Consider the following 17,744-nt stretch of genomic DNA (forward strand, 5'->3'; position numbering starts at 1 on the left):
CGATGGACGTCAAGCTGATCGTTCCGATCGCGATGGAAGAGAAGCTGCGCTTCGCCATCCGCGAGGGCGGCCGCACCGTCGGCGCCGGTATCGTCGCCAGCATCGTCGAGTAAGTTCGATACATCTGATGACATGCGAGCGGGCCCTTCGGGGCCCGTTTTCGTTTGGCGGATGCCGGCCACATTGGAGGCGTTCTTGCTTGTCGCCGACCGGGCGCGGTTCTAGAAGCGTCGACGAACGGAAGAGGAAGTGTCCATGGCTGCCGAGATCGCGCGTGTCTTCGTCGGGTTCGATTCCAAGGAGGTCGTGGCCTACCACGTGCTCGCGCAGAGCATCATCGAGCACGCCTCGATGCCCGTCATGTTCTGCCCGATCGTGCTGCCGCACCTCGAAGGCACCTTCACGCGCGAGCGCAATGCGCTTCAGTCCACCGAGTTCTCGTTTTCGCGGTTCCTGGTTCCGTATCTCTCGCACTACGAGGGATGGAGCCTCTTCATGGACTGCGACATGCTGATGCGCGCCGACATTGCCGAACTCTGGGCGTTGCGCGATGAGAACGCGTCGGTGATGTGCGTCAAGCACGACTACCAGCCGAAGGTCGAGACCAAGTTCCTTGGCCAGGTGCAGACCAAGTACGAGAAGAAGAACTGGTCGAGCGTCATGCTCTTCAACAACGCCAAGTGCCGCGCTCTATCGCCGGAGTTCGTCAACACGGCGACCGGGCTGGAGCTTCATCAGTTCAAGTGGCTCGACGGGGACGACCGGATCGGCGAACTGCCGACCGCCTGGAACTGGCTGGTCAACGAATACGACCACGATCCGGCCGCGAAGAACGTCCACTTCACGGACGGGGGCCCGTATTTCGACGAGTACCGCAACGACGACTACGCGGACGAGTGGTTCGCCATGCGCGACCGTGTCCTGCATGTGACGCAGCGCGCGCCGAAGGACTGACGCGTTGATGGGCGTCCTCCCGCTGGCGGATGAGCCCGGCGCGAACGAGCGCTGGGCGGCCTTCTTCGGGGCATACGCGACGATCGTCCTCGTCGCCAACAGCGATGCCGTGGACATCGCCGCTCTGCGCGCGCGCTATGGTTCGGACGCGCTCTTCGTCTTCTTCAATAAGGTCTACAAGGTGCTCGACGCGCCGTTCGACGGCGAATCTCTTCTGGTCGCGCGCTCGAGTCGGGCGGGCGCCAACATCGTCTATCGCCGCGAGGTCGAGGACGTTCTGAGGCTGGTCCGCTCCGAGCGGTTCCGGGGAATCTGCAACCTGCGGGCCGGTCGGCACGAACGGTTCAGCGCGCCGGCCGAATTCGGCGCCGGGATTGCCGTCGGCCAGCTCGACGCGGCCGCCGGCATGGACGGGTTCTATCCCTCCGATCAGGTGGCGACGAGCGGCTTCGCCCTCGCGCTGTTCCTTGCGGAGCGTTGCTCCGGAAGCCGGGTCGTTCTGGCGGGGTTCACCGCGCGGCGTTCCAAGCGCTGGAAGCTCTTCACCGATCACGACTGGACCTTCGAGCAGATCGTGCAACGCCTTCTCGTGCGGGCGGGACGTATCGAGACCGCAGGCGTTGCGACCGACGACCTGTTCGGCGCGATCGCGCAGCGCTTCCCGGGCATCTCGCCGGCAGACGTGGCGCTTGTCGGTGCGGAGGTCCTGGCTGAGCGCCTCGACGGGGCGAATGCCGCCATCGACGATCTCCTTCGCACGACGCGTCCCCAGCGACGCGTTTCGGAATGGCTGCGCCGGTTGAAGCCGAAAACCCGCAAGGCGAAGATTGCCGAACAGGATGCCGCCGCGGGGCGGGGATAACGCTTGCCAAAACGGCTCGGCCGCATTATTCGAAAACCGCTCCGGCACACAGGGGTATAGCTCAGTTGGTAGAGCGGCGGTCTCCAAAACCGCAGGTCGTAGGTTCGAGCCCTACTGCCCCTGCCATGGATCTCATGCGCAATTTGTCCACCCCCGGCCCTTGTGAATCACGGGGGCTCCGGTTATGTAGAGCTTAACAGACACGTGGCGCGTGGGGCTGATCATCCAGCTTTTTCGCGCCCGCAGTCGTGAGCGGTACATGGCCACCAAGACTAATCCTTTCACGTTCATCCAGCAGGTGCGTTCCGAGGTCGCGAAGGTGACCTGGCCGACCCGGCGCGAGACGCTCATCTCGACGGTCATGGTCTTCATCATGGTCGCCTTCGCCGCCACGTTCCTCTTCGTGTCGGATCAGCTGATCGCCTATGCGATCGGCTACATCATGGGCACCGGCCGCTGATCGCTGGACAGAAGCAGGAATTTCATGACCGCTCGCTGGTACATCGTCCACGCCTATTCGAACTTCGAGAAGAAAGTCGCTGAGTCGATCGAAGAGCAGGCCCGCCAGAAGGGGCTGACCGAGAAGTTCGAGAAGATCCTCGTGCCGACCGAGAAGGTGGTCGAGGTTCGGCGCGGTCGGAAGGTCGATTCGGAGCGCAAGTTCTTTCCGGGCTACGTGCTGGTGAAGGCCGAGCTCACCGATCAGGTCTTCTCGCTGATCAAGAATACGCCGAAGGTGACGGGCTTCCTCGGGCCGGACAACCGCCCGGTCCCGATCTCCGAATCGGAGGCCAACCGCATCCTGAATCAGGTTCAGGAAGGCGTGGAGCGTCCGAAGGCGACCGTCCTGTTCGATGTGGGCGAGCAGGTTCGCGTCTCCGACGGACCGTTCGCCTCGTTCAACGGCGTGGTCCAGGAAGTCGATCAGGAGCGCGCCCGCCTGAAGGTGGAGGTCTCCATCTTCGGCCGCGCGACGCCGGTCGATCTCGAATTCGGTCAGGTCGAGAAGGTCTGACCGTTCCGGGTGGCGTTGCCATCCGAACCTCGTGCGGAAGGCGGGTGGAGCTGAAGCCGGCTCCACCAAAAACCGTACCGCACTCCTGCGTGGTCGCTCCAGCGACCGAACGGCCGGTTCGCTGGTCCAACATGAAGGCAGAAGCTAATGGCTAAGAAAGTAGCGGGCCAGCTCAAGCTGCAGGTCAAGGCCGGCTCGGCGACCCCGTCGCCGCCGATCGGTCCTGCGCTGGGTCAGCGCGGCATCAACATCATGGAGTTCTGCAAGGCGTTCAACGCGCAGACCCAGGAGATGGAGAAGGGATCGCCGGTTCCGGTCGTGATCACCTACTACGTCGACAAGTCGTTCACCTTCCAGATGAAGACGGCTCCCGTGAGCTTCTTCCTCAAGAAGGCGGCGGGCCTGACCAGCGGCTCGAAGGAGCCCGGCAAGGTCAAGGCCGGTTCGGTGACGACCGCGCAGGTGCGCGAGATCGCCGAGAAGAAGATGAAGGACCTGAACGCGAACGACGTCGATGCGGCGATGGCGATGGTGATGGGCTCGGCCCGTTCCATGGGCCTGGAAGTGGTGGGCTGAAGACCATGGCGAAGATTGGCAAGCGCATTACCAAGGCCCGCGAGGGCATCGATCGCGAGAAGCTCTACGATCTCTCCGAGGCCGTGTCGCTTCTGAAGGATCGCGCGTCGGCGAAGTTCGACGAGACGATCGAGGTCGCGATGAACCTCGGCGTCGATCCGCGCCACGCTGACCAGATGGTCCGCGGCGTCGTCAACCTGCCGAACGGCACGGGCCGCACGGTCCGCGTCGCGGTGTTCGCGCGTGGCGACAAGGCCGAAGAGGCCAAGGCTGCCGGTGCCGACATCGTGGGTGCCGAGGATCTCGTTGAGAAGGTCCAGGGCGGCCAGATCGACTTCGACCGCGCTATCGCGACCCCGGACATGATGGGTCTCGTCGGACGCCTCGGTAAGGTGCTCGGCCCGCGTGGCCTGATGCCGAATCCGCGCGTCGGCACGGTGACGCCGGATGTCGCGGCGGCCGTCAAGGCGTCGAAGGGCGGCGCCGTCGAGTTCCGCGTCGAGAAGGCCGGTATCGTCCATGCCGGTATCGGCAAGGCGAGCTTCGGTGCCGAGGCGCTGCTCGAGAATATCCGCGCCTTTGCGGACGCCGTGCAGAAGGCCAAGCCGACGGGCGCCAAGGGCAACTACGTCCAGCGCGTCGCGGTGTCCTCGACCATGGGTCCGGGCATCAAGATCGATCCGGCCACCGTCCGCGCGGGCGAGTAGTTTGATTTTCGGAAGCTGCCGACCTATTTCGGCGGCTTCCTAGAAAGTTTCCACGCGGCTTCGGCTGCGCGGAAAGGGGCGGGGGCTTCCTAATCCTCGCCTTCCTGTCCGAGATTGCGGGCGACGGAGCGGTTCTCCAACCGTTCCATCTTAATCGCCAAGCCCGCATGAGACGGGGAAAGATCCGAATTCGTCGGCTTCGCCGATACCTTCGGTTCGAACCTCTGAATGCCTTGCTGCGACTGCCGGTTCCATTGCGGATCCCAGAAGCCAAGGGGACAGGATCCTCGAGCGTCGTCCGATCTGTCGGACGGCTAACGGCAACCGGAGTGCAGCCGCAAGGGTGCGCTCCAACTGGAGAGTGGCAGTGGACAGAGCGGAAAAGCGCGAGTTCGTCACGGAGCTGAACGAGACCTTCAAGGGCTCGGGCGCGATCGTGGTGGCTCGTTACGCCGGTCTCACCGTCGCGCAGATGAACGACCTCCGGTCGAAGATGCGCGCGCAGGGTGGCACCGTCAAAGTCGCGAAGAACCGCCTCGCCCAAATCGCTCTTCAAGGCACGGACGCCGAGAAGATCCAGGGATTGTTTCAGGGCCAGACCCTGATCGCCTATTCCACGGATCCGATCGCGGCGCCGAAGGTGGCCAACGACTTCGCCAAGGGTAACGACAAGCTCGTCATCCTCGGCGGTGCGATGGGCACTACCGCTCTCGATGCGGAAGGGGTCAAGGCTTTGGCCGCCCTTCCGTCGCTCGACGAACTGCGTGGCAAGCTGCTGGGTATGATCCAGACCCCGGCGACCCGCATTGCAGCCGTCGTGGCCGCGCCTGCAGCTCAGCTTGCGCGCGTGTTCGGGGCATATGCCAAGAAGGACGAAGCGGCCTGAGGTCAGTTCCTCGCTGCATTCAAAAAGTTCGAACCAACCAAGGAATACTACAATGGCTGATCTCGCCAAGATCGTTGAAGACCTGTCGGCCCTGACCGTCCTCGAGGCCGCCGAGCTCTCGAAGATGCTCGAAGAGAAGTGGGGCGTCTCCGCCGCCGCTCCGGTCGCCGTTGCTGCCGCTGGCGGCGCTGGCGCCCCGGCCGCCGAGGTCGAGGAGAAGACCGAGTTCGACGTGATCCTCGCCGAAGCCGGTGCGAACAAGATCAACGTGATCAAGGAAGTCCGTGCGATCACGGGCCTCGGCCTCAAGGAAGCCAAGGACCTCGTCGACGGCGCTCCGAAGCCGGTCAAGGAAGCCGTGTCGAAGGACGAGGCCGCCAAGATCAAGGACCAGCTCGAGAAGGCTGGCGCGAAGGTCGACGTCAAGTAAGACCGCCATTTGGCGTCTTGCGTCTGAAACTGGCGGGCGGGACGGCATGTTTGCCGTTCCGCCTTCCGTGCTCGGATCGAACCGCAGGCCATGAAGGCGCGCAACGATCCGACGTCCACGTGCTCCGAACCCTCCGCCGCGGTGGGTTCGGATGACGCGGGCGGGCCGCCTCGGCGGCGCTGACGGCCCGGCCCGTCCCGCAAGGGAAGGGCGATCGGCCCTCCGGCGGGAGGGCACGAAATTCGAGCCCTTCGGTCAGGGGCGATGACGAGAGCAAGGAGCGACGATGTCTCAGACGACGACGTTTAGCGGTCGCAGGCGGGTGCGCAAGTTCTTCGGGTCGATTCCCGAAGTTGCCGAAATGCCGAACCTCATCGAGGTTCAGAAGGCCTCCTACGATCAGTTCCTGATGGTCGATGAGCCGGAGGGCGGGCGTCCCGACGAGGGCCTGCAGTCCGTCTTCCGCTCCGTGTTCCCGATCTCCGACTTCGCCGGCAACTCGATGCTGGAATTCGTCAAGTACGAGTTCGAGCAGCCGAAGTTCGACGTCGACGAGTGCCGTCAACGCGACCTGACCTTCGCCGCTCCGCTCAAGGTGACGCTGCGCCTCATCGTGTTCGATGTCGACGAGGATACCGGCTCGAAGTCCATCAAGGACATCAAGGAGCAGGACGTCTACATGGGCGACATGCCGCTCATGACGTCGAACGGCACGTTCATCGTGAACGGCACCGAGCGCGTGATCGTGTCGCAGATGCACCGCTCGCCGGGCGTGTTCTTCGACCACGACAAGGGCAAGTCGCACTCGTCGGGCAAGCTTCTGTTCGCCGCGCGCGTGATCCCGTATCGCGGCTCCTGGCTCGACATCGAGTTCGACGCCAAGGACATCGTCTTCGCGCGCATCGACCGTCGCCGCAAGATCCCCGTCTCGAGCCTGCTCATGGCGCTTGGCATGGACGGCGAGGGGATCCTGTCGACGTTCTACAACGTTATCCAGTTCCAGAAGGACAAGAACGGCTGGCGTGTGCCGTTCTCGGTCGAACGCGTGCGTGGCCAGAAGGCGCTGACGGACCTGATCGACGCTGATTCGGGCGAGGTCCTTGTCGAGGCCGGCAAGAAGATCACCGCCCGCCAGGCGCGCCAAATCAAGGAAAAGGGCGTCGTTGCCCTCCGCGCCACCGAGGAGGACCTTTACGGGAACTACCTCGCCGAGGACATCGTCAACTACCAGACGGGCGAGATCTACCTCGAGGCCGGCGACGAGATCGACGAGAAGACGCTCAAGGTCCTGCTCGATGCGGGCCACGAGGAGATCCAGGTCCTCGACATCGACCACGTGACGGTGGGCGCCTACATCCGCAACACGCTGGCGGCCGACAAGAACGAGAACCGCCAGGACGCGCTGTTCGACATCTATCGCGTCATGCGTCCTGGCGAGCCGCCGACGATCGAAACCGCGGAGGCGATGTTCCAGTCGCTGTTCTTCGACGCGGAGCGCTACGACCTGTCGGCCGTCGGCCGCGTGAAGATGAACATGCGTCTCGACGTCAACGCCGAGGACACCGTGCGCGTGCTGCGCAAGGAGGACATCCTCGCGGTCGTCAAGACGCTGGTCGACCTGCGTGACGGCAAGGGCGAGATCGACGACATCGACAATCTCGGCAACCGCCGGGTGCGCTCGGTCGGCGAGCTCATGGAGAACCAGTACCGCGTCGGCCTCCTCCGTATGGAGCGCGCGATCAAGGAGCGCATGTCCTCGGTCGAGATCGACACGGTCATGCCGCAGGACCTGATCAACGCGAAGCCAGCGGCTGCCGCCGTACGCGAGTTCTTCGGCTCGTCGCAGCTGTCGCAGTTCATGGACCAGACCAACCCGCTTTCCGAGATCACGCACAAGCGTCGTCTCTCGGCGCTCGGTCCTGGCGGTCTGACCCGCGAGCGTGCAGGCTTCGAAGTGCGCGACGTGCACCCGACGCACTACGGCCGCATCTGCCCGATCGAGACGCCGGAAGGCCCGAACATCGGCCTGATCAACTCACTGGCGACCTTCGCACGCGTCAACAAGTACGGTTTCATCGAGAGCCCGTACCGGCGCATCGTTGACGGAAAGGTGACGCATGACGTCGTCTACCTGTCCGCCATGGAGGAGGCGAAGCATCACGTCGCGCAGGCGAACGCCGTGCTGACCGAGGACGGCGGCTTTGCTGACGACCTCGTCATCTGCCGTCATTCGGGCGACGTCATCATGACGCCGCGCGAGAACGTCGACCTCATGGACGTGTCGCCGAAGCAGCTGGTGTCGGTTGCGGCCGCGCTGATCCCGTTCCTCGAGAACGACGACGCCAACCGCGCCCTCATGGGCTCGAACATGCAGCGTCAGGCCGTGCCGCTGGTGCGCGCCGAGGCGCCGTTCGTCGGCACCGGCATGGAGCCGATCGTCGCCCGTGACTCGGGCGCGGCCATCGCCGCGCGCCGGACCGGTATCGTCGATCAGGTGGACGCGACGCGTATCGTCATCCGCGCGACCGAGGACCTCGAGTCCGGCCGCTCGGGCGTCGACATCTACCGCCTGATGAAGTTCCAGCGCTCCAACCAGTCGACCTGCATCAACCAGCGCCCGCTGGTGAAGATGGGCGACCGGGTGCGCAAGGGCGACATCATCGCCGACGGTCCGTCGACCGATCTCGGCGATCTGGCCCTTGGCCGGAACGTGCTCGTCGCGTTCATGCCCTGGAACGGCTACAACTACGAGGACTCCATCCTCCTCTCCGAGCGCATCGTCGCCGACGACGTCTTCACCTCGATCCACATCGAGGAGTTCGAGGTCATGGCGCGCGACACGAAGCTCGGACCCGAGGAGATCACGCGCGACATTCCGAACGTGTCGGAAGAAGCGCTGCGCAACCTCGACGAGGCGGGTATCGTCTACATCGGCGCGGAAGTGCAGCCGGGCGACATCCTGGTCGGCAAGATCACGCCGAAGGGCGAATCGCCGATGACGCCGGAGGAAAAGCTCCTGCGCGCCATCTTCGGCGAGAAGGCCTCGGACGTTCGCGACACGTCGAACCGTATGCCTCCGGGCACCTACGGCACGGTGGTCGAAGTGCGCGTCTTCAATCGGCACGGCGTCGAGAAGGACGAGCGCGCCATGGCGATCGAGCGCGAGGAGATCGAGCGTCTCGCGAAGGACCGCGACGACGAGCAGGCGATCCTCGACCGCAACGTCTACGGGCGTCTCGTCGAGATGCTGTCGGGCAAGGTCGCCATCGCCGGGCCGAAGGGCTTCCGCAAGGGCGGCGAGCTGTCGGCCGAGGTGATGAACGAGTACTCGCGTTCGCAGTGGTGGATGTTCGCCGTCGAGGACGAGCGTCTGCAGGGTGAACTCGAGGCGCTGCGTCAGGTCTACGACGACTCCAAGAAGCTGCTCGAAGCCCGCTTCATGGACAAGGTCGAGAAGGTCCAGCGCGGCGACGAGCTGCCTCCGGGCGTCATGAAGCAGGTGAAGGTCTTCGTCGCCGTCAAGCGCAAGATCCAGCCGGGCGACAAGATGGCCGGCCGTCACGGCAACAAGGGTGTCGTCTCGCGCATCGTGCCGGTCGAGGACATGCCGTTCAATGCGGACGGCACGCATGTCGACATCGTTCTGAACCCGCTTGGCGTGCCCTCGCGCATGAACGTCGGCCAGATCCTGGAGACGCATCTCGGCTGGGCCTGCGCCGGCATGGGCCGGAAGATCGGGGAAATGCTGGAAGCCTACCAGCAGAGCCATGACGCGGCGCCGCTGCGCAACGAGATCGCCAGCATGCTGGGCGATTCCGACCGCAACGAGAAGGTCAAGGACTACGACGACGACAGTGTGATCGTGCTCGCGAAGCAGATGAAGCGCGGCGTCTCGATTGCTACGCCCGTCTTCGACGGCGCGGTGGAGCCGGACATCGTCGAGATGCTGGAGAAGGCCGGGTTGAACGGATCGGGTCAGGTCACGCTTTACGACGGGCGTACCGGCGAGCCGTTCGACCGTCAGGTCACCGTCGGCTACATCTACATGCTGAAGCTGCACCATCTGGTGGACGACAAGATCCACGCTCGCTCGATCGGTCCGTACTCGCTGGTCACCCAGCAGCCGCTTGGCGGCAAGGCGCAGTTCGGCGGACAGCGCTTCGGCGAGATGGAGGTGTGGGCACTCGAAGCCTATGGCGCCGCCTACACGCTGCAGGAAATGCTGACGGTTAAGTCGGACGACGTCGCGGGCCGGACCAAGGTCTACGAGTCGATCGTGCGCGGCGACGACGCGTTCGAGTCGGGCATACCGGAGAGCTTCAACGTGCTCGTCAAGGAAATGCGCTCGCTCGGCCTCGACGTCGATCTCTCTCAGTCCGTGCCCGACCAGCTTCCGTCGAGCGCCGGCCCGCTGCAGGGCCTCCCCGACGCGGCCGAATAGGCCGCCACGCAAAGGTCGCCTTGTGCGGCCATGGTCGGCGCCACAGCCAAAGGGCGCCGATCGGACTTTGCGGATGATCTTGGCGCCGGCTCCGCCCGGCGCGTGGCGGGGCACGAGGCCCTGAAAAGGAGACAGCACCATGAATCAAGAGGTCATGAATCTCTTCAATCCTCAGGTGCAGGCGCAGACGTTCGATTCGATCCGGATCTCGCTCGCGAGCCCGGAGAAGATTCTTTCGTGGTCGTTCGGCGAGATCAAGAAGCCCGAGACGATCAACTACCGCACGTTCAAGCCGGAGCGCGACGGCCTGTTCTGTGCGCGCATCTTCGGCCCGATCAAGGACTACGAGTGCTTGTGCGGCAAGTACAAGCGCATGAAGTACAAGGGCATCATCTGCGAGAAGTGCGGCGTCGAGGTCACCCTCTCGCGCGTGCGCCGCGAGCGCATGGGCCACATCGAGCTGGCCGCCCCGGTCGCGCATATCTGGTTCCTGAAGTCGCTTCCGAGCCGCATCGGCACGCTGCTCGACATGACGCTGAAGGATATCGAGCGCGTCCTCTACTTCGAGAACTACATCGTCACCGAGCCTGGCCTCACCGCCCTGAAGGAGCATCAGCTCCTGACGGAAGAGGAGTACATGATCGCCGTCGACGAGTATGGCGAGGACAGCTTCACCGCCCTGATCGGCGCCGAGGCGATCCAGGAGCTTCTCGGCTCCATGGAGCTTGAGCGCATCGCGGGCGACCTGCGTGAGGAACTGGCGACCACCACGTCGGATCTGAAGCAGAAGAAGCTGATGAAGCGGCTGAAGATTGTCGAGAACTTCCTCGAGTCGGGCAACCGACCCGAGTGGATGATCATGCGCGTCGTTCCGGTGATCCCGCCGGACCTTCGCCCGCTCGTGCCCCTGGACGGTGGCCGCTTTGCGACGTCGGACCTCAACGACCTCTACCGCCGGGTCATCAACCGCAACAACCGCCTCAAGCGGCTGATCGAGCTGCGCGCGCCGGGCATCATCATCCGCAACGAGAAGCGCATGCTTCAGGAGGCGGTCGACGCGCTGTTCGACAACGGCCGTCGCGGTCGCGTCATCACGGGTGCCAACAAGCGTCCGCTGAAGTCGCTGTCCGACATGTTGAAGGGCAAGCAGGGCCGCTTCCGCCAGAACCTCCTCGGCAAACGCGTAGACTATTCCGGCCGTTCGGTCATCGTGACGGGCCCCGAGCTGAAGCTCCACCAGTGCGGCCTGCCGAAGAAGATGGCGCTTGAGCTGTTCAAGCCCTTCATCTACGCGCGCCTCGACGCCAAGGGCTTCTCCTCCACGGTGAAGCAGGCGAAGAAGCTCGTCGAGAAGGAGCGTCCGGAGGTCTGGGACATCCTGGACGAGGTCATCCGCGAGCATCCGGTGCTTCTGAACCGCGCGCCGACGCTCCATCGCCTCGGCATCCAGGCGTTCGAGCCGATCCTGATCGAGGGCAAGGCGATCCAGCTTCACCCGCTGGTCTGCACGGCCTTCAACGCGGACTTCGACGGCGACCAGATGGCGGTGCACGTGCCGCTGTCGATCGAGGCGCAGCTGGAAGCGCGCGTCCTGATGATGTCGACCAACAACATCCTGCATCCGGCGAACGGCGCACCGATCATCGTGCCGTCGCAGGACATGGTGCTCGGTCTCTACTACCTTTCGATCATGAACGAGAACGAGCCGGGGCAGGGCATGGCCTTCTCCGACATCGGCGAGATGGAGCAGGCGATCTTCACCAAGGCGATCACGCTGCACACGAAGATCAAGGGCCGCTTCAAGACGGTGGACGCCGAAGGCAAGCCCGTCTCGAAGATCTACGAAACGACGCCGGGTCGCATGCTCATCGCGCAGCTTCTGCCGAAGACGCACAAGATCCCCTTCGACATCGCCAACGACCTGATGACGAAGAAGAACATCTCGCGTCTGATCGACCAGGTGTATCGTCACTGCGGTCAGAAGGACACGGTGATCTTCTGCGACCGCATAATGCAGCTGGGCTTTAAGCACGCCTGCATCGCCGGCATCTCCTTCGGCAAGGATGACATGGTCATCCCCGAGACGAAGCCGAAGCTGATCGGCGAGACGCAGGCGCTCGCGAAGGAATACGAGCAGCAGTACAATGACGGCCTGATCACCCAGGGCGAGAAGTACAACAAGGTGGTCGATGCCTGGGCCAAGTGCACGGACAAGATCGCCGAAGAGATGATGGGCCGCATCAAGGCGGTCGAGTTCAACCCGGAGACGGGCCGGCAGAAGCCGATGAACTCGATCTACATGATGTCGCACTCCGGTGCGCGCGGCTCGCCCACGCAGATGCGCCAGCTCGGTGCCATGCGCGGCCTGATGACCAAGCCGTCCGGCGAGATCATCGAGACGCCGATCATCTCGAACTTCAAGGAAGGCCTCACGGTTCTCGAGTACTTCAACTCCACCCACGGTGCCCGCAAGGGTCTCGCTGACACGGCACTGAAGACTGCCAACTCGGGCTACCTGACCCGCCGTCTCGTCGACGTGGCGCAGGACTGCATCATCACGCAGGCCGATTGCGGCACCGAGAACGGTCTGACCATGCAGCCCATCGTGGATGCCGGTCAGGTCGTCGCGACGCTCGGCCAGCGTATCCTCGGCCGTACCGCGCTCGAGGACATCGTGAACCCGGCGACGGGCGAAGTGCTCGTCAAGGGTGGCACGACCGTCGAAGAGCGTGACGTCGAGGTGATCGAGAAGGCGGGCGTCCAGTCCGTGAAGATCCGCTCGGCGCTGACCTGCGAGGTGCGCACCGGCATCTGCGCGATCTGCTACGGTCGCGATCTTGCACGCGGAACGCCCGTCAACATGGGCGAGGCCGTCGGCGTCATCGCGGCGCAGTCGATCGGCGAGCCGGGCACGCAGCTCACGATGCGCACGTTCCACATGGGCGGCACGGCGCAGGTCGTCGACTCGTCGTTCCTGGAAGCCTCGTACGAGGGTACGGTCCAGATCCGTAACCGCAACGTGGTGCGCGACTCCGACGGGCGCCTCGTCGCCATGGGTCGCAACATGGCGGTGCTGATACTCGACCCGGCCGGCAAGGAGCGTGCCTCGCACCGTATCACCTACGGTTCGCGCATCTTCGTCGACGACGGCGATCAGGTGCGGCGTGGCCAGCGTATCGCCGAGTGGGACCCGTACACCCGTCCGGTGCTCACCGAACTCGATGGCGTGGTGGAGTTCGAGGATCTGGTCGAGGGCCTGTCGGTCTCCGAGCAGGCCGACGAGTCGACCGGCATCACCAAGCGTCAGGTCATCGACTGGCGGGCCAACCCGCGCGGCGCCGATCTGAAGCCCGCCATGGTGATCCGTGCCAAGGACGGCTCGGTGGCCAAGCTCGCGCGCGGTACGGATGCTCGCTACTTCCTCTCGGTCGACGCCATTCTGTCGGTCGAGCCGGGTGCGACGGTCCGCGCCGGTGACGTCCTTTCGCGTATTCCGATGGAGTCCGCGAAGACCAAGGACATCACGGGCGGTCTGCCGCGCGTGGCCGAGCTGTTCGAGGCCCGCAAGCCGAAGGACAACGCGGTCATCGCGGAAATCGACGGCACGGTGCGGTTCGGACGCGACTACAAGAACAAGCGTCGCATCATCATCGAGCCGCACGAGGATGGCGTCGAGCCGGTCGAGTACCTGATCCCGAAGGGCAAGCCGTTCCACCTCCAGGAAGGCGACGTCATCGAGAAGGGCGACCACATTCTCGACGGCAACCCGGCACCGCACGACATCCTGGCCATCCGGGGCGTCGAGGCGCTGGCGAGCTACCTCGTGAACGAAATCCAGGAGGTCTATCGTCTCCAGGGCGTCGTGATCAACGACAAGCACATCGAGGTGATCGTTCGCCAGATGCTGCAGAAGGTCGAGATCGTGGAGTCTGGCGATAGTGGCCTCATTCCGGGCGACCATGTCGACCGGATCGAGCTGGCCGAGATGAACGAGCGCCTGGAGGATGAGGGCAAGAAGCCCGCGTCCGGCAACCCGGTCCTCCTCGGCATCACCAAGGCCTCGCTGCAGACGCCGAGCTTCATCTCGGCGGCGTCCTTCCAGGAGACCACGCGCGTCCTCACCGAGGCGGCGGTCGCCGGCAAGATGGATACGCTGCAGGGCCTCAAGGAGAACGTCATCGTCGGCCGTCTCATCCCGGCCGGCACCGGCGGCATGATGACCCAGGTCCGCCGCATCGCGACCTCGCGCGACGACCTGATCCTTGACGACCGTCGCAAGTCGTCGAATGCGGCCGAAGCCGATCGCATGCTGACGAAGCTGACCGACGCGGCCGAATAAGGCGTTCGTCGGCTAAGAGACAGAGAAGGGGCCGTTCCGATCGGGCGGCCCCTTTTCATTTTCACAACGCGCCCCAACAAGGCCCAGGCAGGGTTGACGTTCGGGGATGGAATCGTTAAACACCCGCCAACAGAGCCGATGTGAGGCATCGCTTTCCCGACGACACGTTGGGGACCAGCGCTTCAAACAAGGCTTCGTTCAACGAGACGTACCATTGCTGGACGCACGATTGCGGTTTCGCCCGTGATCCTCTGCTTCAATGCCGGGCAGACCTCTTATTAGGTGAGGTCGATGCCCGGTTTCGCGCATGAGCCGATGGCTTCCGCGTCGTGGTGCCGAACGTTCCGAACCGGGATTTGAAGAGAAGGAAGGTTGGAATGCCGACCATCAACCAGTTGATCCGGAAGCCGCGCGTTCGCCCCAGCGAGCGCAACACCGTTCCGGCGCTCCAGGCCAATCCGCAGAAGCGCGGTGTTTGCACCCGCGTCTACACCACGACCCCGAAGAAGCCGAATTCGGCTCTCCGCAAGGTCGCCAAGGTCCGTCTGGTCAATGGCTTCGAAGTCATCGGCTACATCCCGGGCGAGGGGCACAACCTTCAGGAGCACTCCGTGGTGATGATCCGCGGCGGCCGTGTGAAGGATCTTCCCGGCGTTCGCTACCACATCATCCGCGGCGTGCTCGACACGCAGGGCGTCAAGGACCGTCGTCAGCGTCGTTCGAAGTACGGCGCGAAGCGTCCGAAGTAAGCCCGAACGACCGTCCGAGATTGAGAGACTAGAATATGTCCCGTCGTCACTCTGCCGAGAAGCGTGAGATCAACCCGGATCCGAAGTTCGGCGATCTGGTTGTCACGAAGTTCATGAACGCCGTCATGTACGACGGCAAGAAGTCGGTCGCCGAGACCATCGTTTACGGCGCCTTCGACGTCGTGAACCAGAAGACCCGCCAGGACGCGATCGCGATCTTCCATCAGGCGCTCGACAATGTTGCGCCGCATGTGGAAGTGCGTTCGCGTCGCGTCGGCGGCGCCACCTACCAGGTCCCGGTCGACGTCCGCCCGGAGCGTCGTCAGGCGCTCGCCATTCGCTGGCTGATCACGGCGGCCCGCAACCGCAACGAGACCACGATGGTCGATCGTCTGTCGGGCGAACTGATGGATGCCGCCAACAACCGCGGCACCGCGGTGAAGAAGCGCGAAGACACGCACCGCATGGCGGAAGCGAACCGCGCCTTCTCGCACTACCGCTGGTAAGCCACTCTTCTCTTCGAAAGGCGCCCCATGGCCCGCGAATATAAGATCGAAGACTACCGCAATTTCGGCATCATGGCCCACATCGATGCCGGCAAGACGACCACGACCGAGCGTATCCTTTACTACACCGGCAAGTCCCATAAGATCGGCGAAGTCCACGACGGCGCCGCGACGATGGACTGGATGGAGCAGGAGCAGGAGCGCGGCATCACGATCACGTCCGCTGCGACCACGACCTTCTGGGAAGGCCGCGACGGCAAGAAGCGCCGCTTCAACATCATCGACACTCCGGGCCACGTCGACTTCACGATCGAGGTCGAGCGTTCGCTGCGCGTGCTCGACGGTGCGATCGCGCTGCTGGATGCCAATGCCGGCGTGGAGCCGCAGACCGAGACGGTCTGGCGCCAGGCCGACAAGTACAACGTCCCGCGCATGATGTTCGTCAACAAGATGGACAAGACCGGCGCGGACTTTTACCGCTGCGTCGAGATGGTCAAGACGCGCCTCGGCGCGAAGGCCATTGTCGTCCAGTTGCCGATCGGGGCTGAGAACGAGTTCAAGGGCGTCGTCGACCTGATCGAGATGAACGCCCTCATCTGGCGCGACGAGTCGCTCGGCGCTCAGTGGGACGTGGTGGAGATCCCGGACGACCTCAAGGACAAGGCCGCCGAGTATCGCGAGCTCATGATCGAGACCGCGGTCGAGGTGGACGAGGCGGCGATGGAAGCCTACCTCGAAGGCAACATGCCCAACAACGAGCAGCTGCGCGCGTTGATCCGTAAGGGCACCTGCGAGGTGACCTTCACGCCGATCTTCTGCGGCTCGGCCTTCAAGAACAAGGGCGTGCAGCCGCTTCTCGACGGCGTGGTCGAGTTCCTGCCGTCGCCGATCGACGTGCCCGCCATCAAGGGCATCGACCCGAAGACCGAGGCCGAGACGAGCCGCGTGTCGTCGGACGAAGAGCCGCTCTCGATGCTGGCCTTCAAGATCATGAACGACCCGTTCGTCGGTTCGCTCACCTTCTGCCGCATCTACTCCGGCAAGCTCACCAAGGGCACCGGCGTTCAGAACACGGTCAAAGAGAAGAAGGAGCGCATCGGGCGTATGCTGCAGATGCACTCCAACTCGCGTGAGGACATCGAAGAGGCGTTCGCGGGCGACATCGTCGCGCTGGCCGGCCTCAAGGAAGTCACGACGGGCGACACGCTTTGCGATCCGCTGAAGCCGGTCATCCTCGAGCGCATGGAATTCCCCGATCCGGTCATCGAGATCGCGATCGAGCCGAAGACCAAGGGCGATCAGGAGAAGATGGGCCTCGCGCTCAACCGTCTCGCTGCCGAGGATCCGTCCTTCCGCGTCAAGACGGACGAAGAGTCTGGCCAGACGATCATCGCCGGCATGGGCGAGCTTCATCTCGACATCCTCGTCGACCGCATGAAACGCGAGTTCAAGGTCGAGGCGAACATCGGCGCTCCGCAGGTGGCCTACCGCGAGACGATCACCCGTCCTGCGGATGTGGACTACACGCACAAGAAGCAGACCGGCGGCACCGGCCAGTTCGCCCGCGTGAAGCTGCACATCGAGCCGGGCGAGCCCACCACGGGCTTCGTGTTCGAGTCGAAGATCATCGGCGGTGCGGTTCCGAAGGAATACGTGCCGGGCGTCCAGAAGGGTATCGCTTCGGTGATGACTTCGGGTCCGCTGGCAGGCTTCCCGATGGTCGACATCAAGGCCGAGCTGATGGACGGCGCCTACCACGACGTCGACTCGTCGGTGCTGGCCTTCGAAATCGCCTCGCGCGCCGGCTTCCGCGAAGCCATCGCCAAGGCGGGTCCGAAGCTGCTCGAGCCGATCATGAAGGTCGAGGTCGTGACGCCGGAAGATTACGTCGGTGACGTGATCGGCGATCTGAACTCCCGCCGCGGCCAGATCCAGGGCACCGAGGCTCGCGGTATCGCGACCGTGGTGAACGCGATGGTGCCGCTGGCCAACATGTTCGGCTACGTCAACACGCTCCGCTCGATGTCGCAGGGCCGTGCGCAGTACTCGATGCAGTTCGATCACTACGAGCAGGTGCCGAACCAGGTCGCCGAAGAAATCCAGAAGAAGTACGCCTGAGGCCTCCGGCCTCGGCGACAACCCTCTGAAGCCCTCACGGGCGCATGAATTGGAGAGCCTCAAATGGCGAAGAGCAAATTCGAGCGTAACAAGCCGCATGTGAACATCGGGACGATTGGTCACGTTGATCACGGGAAGACGTCGCTGACGGCGGCGATCAC

General features: G+C 63.9%; 14 protein-coding genes, 1 tRNA gene and 1 pseudogene. All 16 read left to right on the plus strand.

Annotated features, from left to right (window positions below; translation table 11 throughout):
- Positions 1-113, plus strand: a pseudogene (locus ASF65_RS20905) (elongation factor Tu); the annotation flags it as partial.
- Between the two features lie 142 nt (positions 114-255).
- Positions 256-954 carry a hypothetical protein gene (locus ASF65_RS11775; RefSeq protein WP_055889335.1) on the plus strand — a complete coding sequence of 233 codons (699 nt, stop codon included), beginning with the start codon at positions 256-258 and terminating at the stop codon, positions 952-954.
- A 7-nt stretch (positions 955-961) separates the two neighbouring features.
- A complete protein-coding gene (locus tag ASF65_RS11780; protein WP_055889337.1) occupies positions 962-1,816 on the plus strand; it encodes a hypothetical protein in 855 nt (284 codons plus the stop codon).
- A gap of 50 nt (positions 1,817-1,866) precedes the next feature.
- Positions 1,867-1,942, plus strand: a tRNA-Trp gene (locus ASF65_RS11785).
- Between the two features lie 133 nt (positions 1,943-2,075).
- The gene (secE, locus tag ASF65_RS11790) at positions 2,076-2,276 is read left to right on the plus strand and encodes a preprotein translocase subunit SecE (RefSeq protein ID WP_055889340.1); all 201 of its coding nucleotides are present in this window, start codon (positions 2,076-2,078) and stop codon (positions 2,274-2,276) included.
- A 24-nt stretch (positions 2,277-2,300) separates the two neighbouring features.
- Positions 2,301-2,831, plus strand: a complete 531-nt coding sequence (gene nusG, locus ASF65_RS11795; protein ID WP_055889342.1) for a transcription termination/antitermination protein NusG — start codon at positions 2,301-2,303, stop codon at positions 2,829-2,831.
- A gap of 147 nt (positions 2,832-2,978) precedes the next feature.
- Complete coding sequence (gene rplK, locus ASF65_RS11800) at positions 2,979-3,407, plus strand: 50S ribosomal protein L11 (protein WP_055889343.1); 429 nt, start codon at positions 2,979-2,981, stop codon at positions 3,405-3,407.
- A 5-nt stretch (positions 3,408-3,412) separates the two neighbouring features.
- Positions 3,413-4,114 (plus strand): 50S ribosomal protein L1, encoded by a 702-nt coding sequence (gene rplA / locus ASF65_RS11805; protein WP_055889345.1) that lies wholly within the window; start codon positions 3,413-3,415, stop codon positions 4,112-4,114.
- A gap of 367 nt (positions 4,115-4,481) precedes the next feature.
- Positions 4,482-5,000 (plus strand): 50S ribosomal protein L10, encoded by a 519-nt coding sequence (gene rplJ, locus ASF65_RS11810; protein ID WP_055889347.1) that lies wholly within the window; start codon positions 4,482-4,484, stop codon positions 4,998-5,000.
- Between the two features lie 52 nt (positions 5,001-5,052).
- Complete coding sequence (rplL, locus tag ASF65_RS11815) at positions 5,053-5,430, plus strand: 50S ribosomal protein L7/L12 (protein ID WP_055889349.1); 378 nt, start codon at positions 5,053-5,055, stop codon at positions 5,428-5,430.
- A gap of 286 nt (positions 5,431-5,716) precedes the next feature.
- Positions 5,717-9,871 (plus strand): DNA-directed RNA polymerase subunit beta, encoded by a 4,155-nt coding sequence (gene rpoB / locus ASF65_RS11820; RefSeq protein WP_055889352.1) that lies wholly within the window; start codon positions 5,717-5,719, stop codon positions 9,869-9,871.
- Between the two features lie 139 nt (positions 9,872-10,010).
- Complete coding sequence (gene rpoC / locus ASF65_RS11825) at positions 10,011-14,210, plus strand: DNA-directed RNA polymerase subunit beta' (protein ID WP_055889355.1); 4,200 nt, start codon at positions 10,011-10,013, stop codon at positions 14,208-14,210.
- A 377-nt stretch (positions 14,211-14,587) separates the two neighbouring features.
- On the plus strand, positions 14,588-14,959 hold the full coding sequence (gene rpsL / locus ASF65_RS11830; RefSeq protein ID WP_019998957.1) for a 30S ribosomal protein S12: 372 nt from the start codon (positions 14,588-14,590) through the stop codon (positions 14,957-14,959).
- A 35-nt stretch (positions 14,960-14,994) separates the two neighbouring features.
- Positions 14,995-15,465 carry a 30S ribosomal protein S7 gene (gene rpsG, locus ASF65_RS11835; RefSeq protein ID WP_055889358.1) on the plus strand — a complete coding sequence of 157 codons (471 nt, stop codon included), beginning with the start codon at positions 14,995-14,997 and terminating at the stop codon, positions 15,463-15,465.
- A 27-nt stretch (positions 15,466-15,492) separates the two neighbouring features.
- The gene (gene fusA / locus ASF65_RS11840) at positions 15,493-17,583 is read left to right on the plus strand and encodes an elongation factor G (protein ID WP_055889360.1); all 2,091 of its coding nucleotides are present in this window, start codon (positions 15,493-15,495) and stop codon (positions 17,581-17,583) included.
- A 63-nt stretch (positions 17,584-17,646) separates the two neighbouring features.
- Positions 17,647-17,744: GTP-binding protein (locus ASF65_RS20910; RefSeq protein WP_141681087.1), on the plus strand; the 98-nt coding region annotated here is incomplete at its 3' end.

It is taken from the genome of Aureimonas sp. Leaf324 (assembly GCF_001423245.1).
GTDB lineage: Bacteria > Pseudomonadota > Alphaproteobacteria > Rhizobiales > Rhizobiaceae > Aureimonas.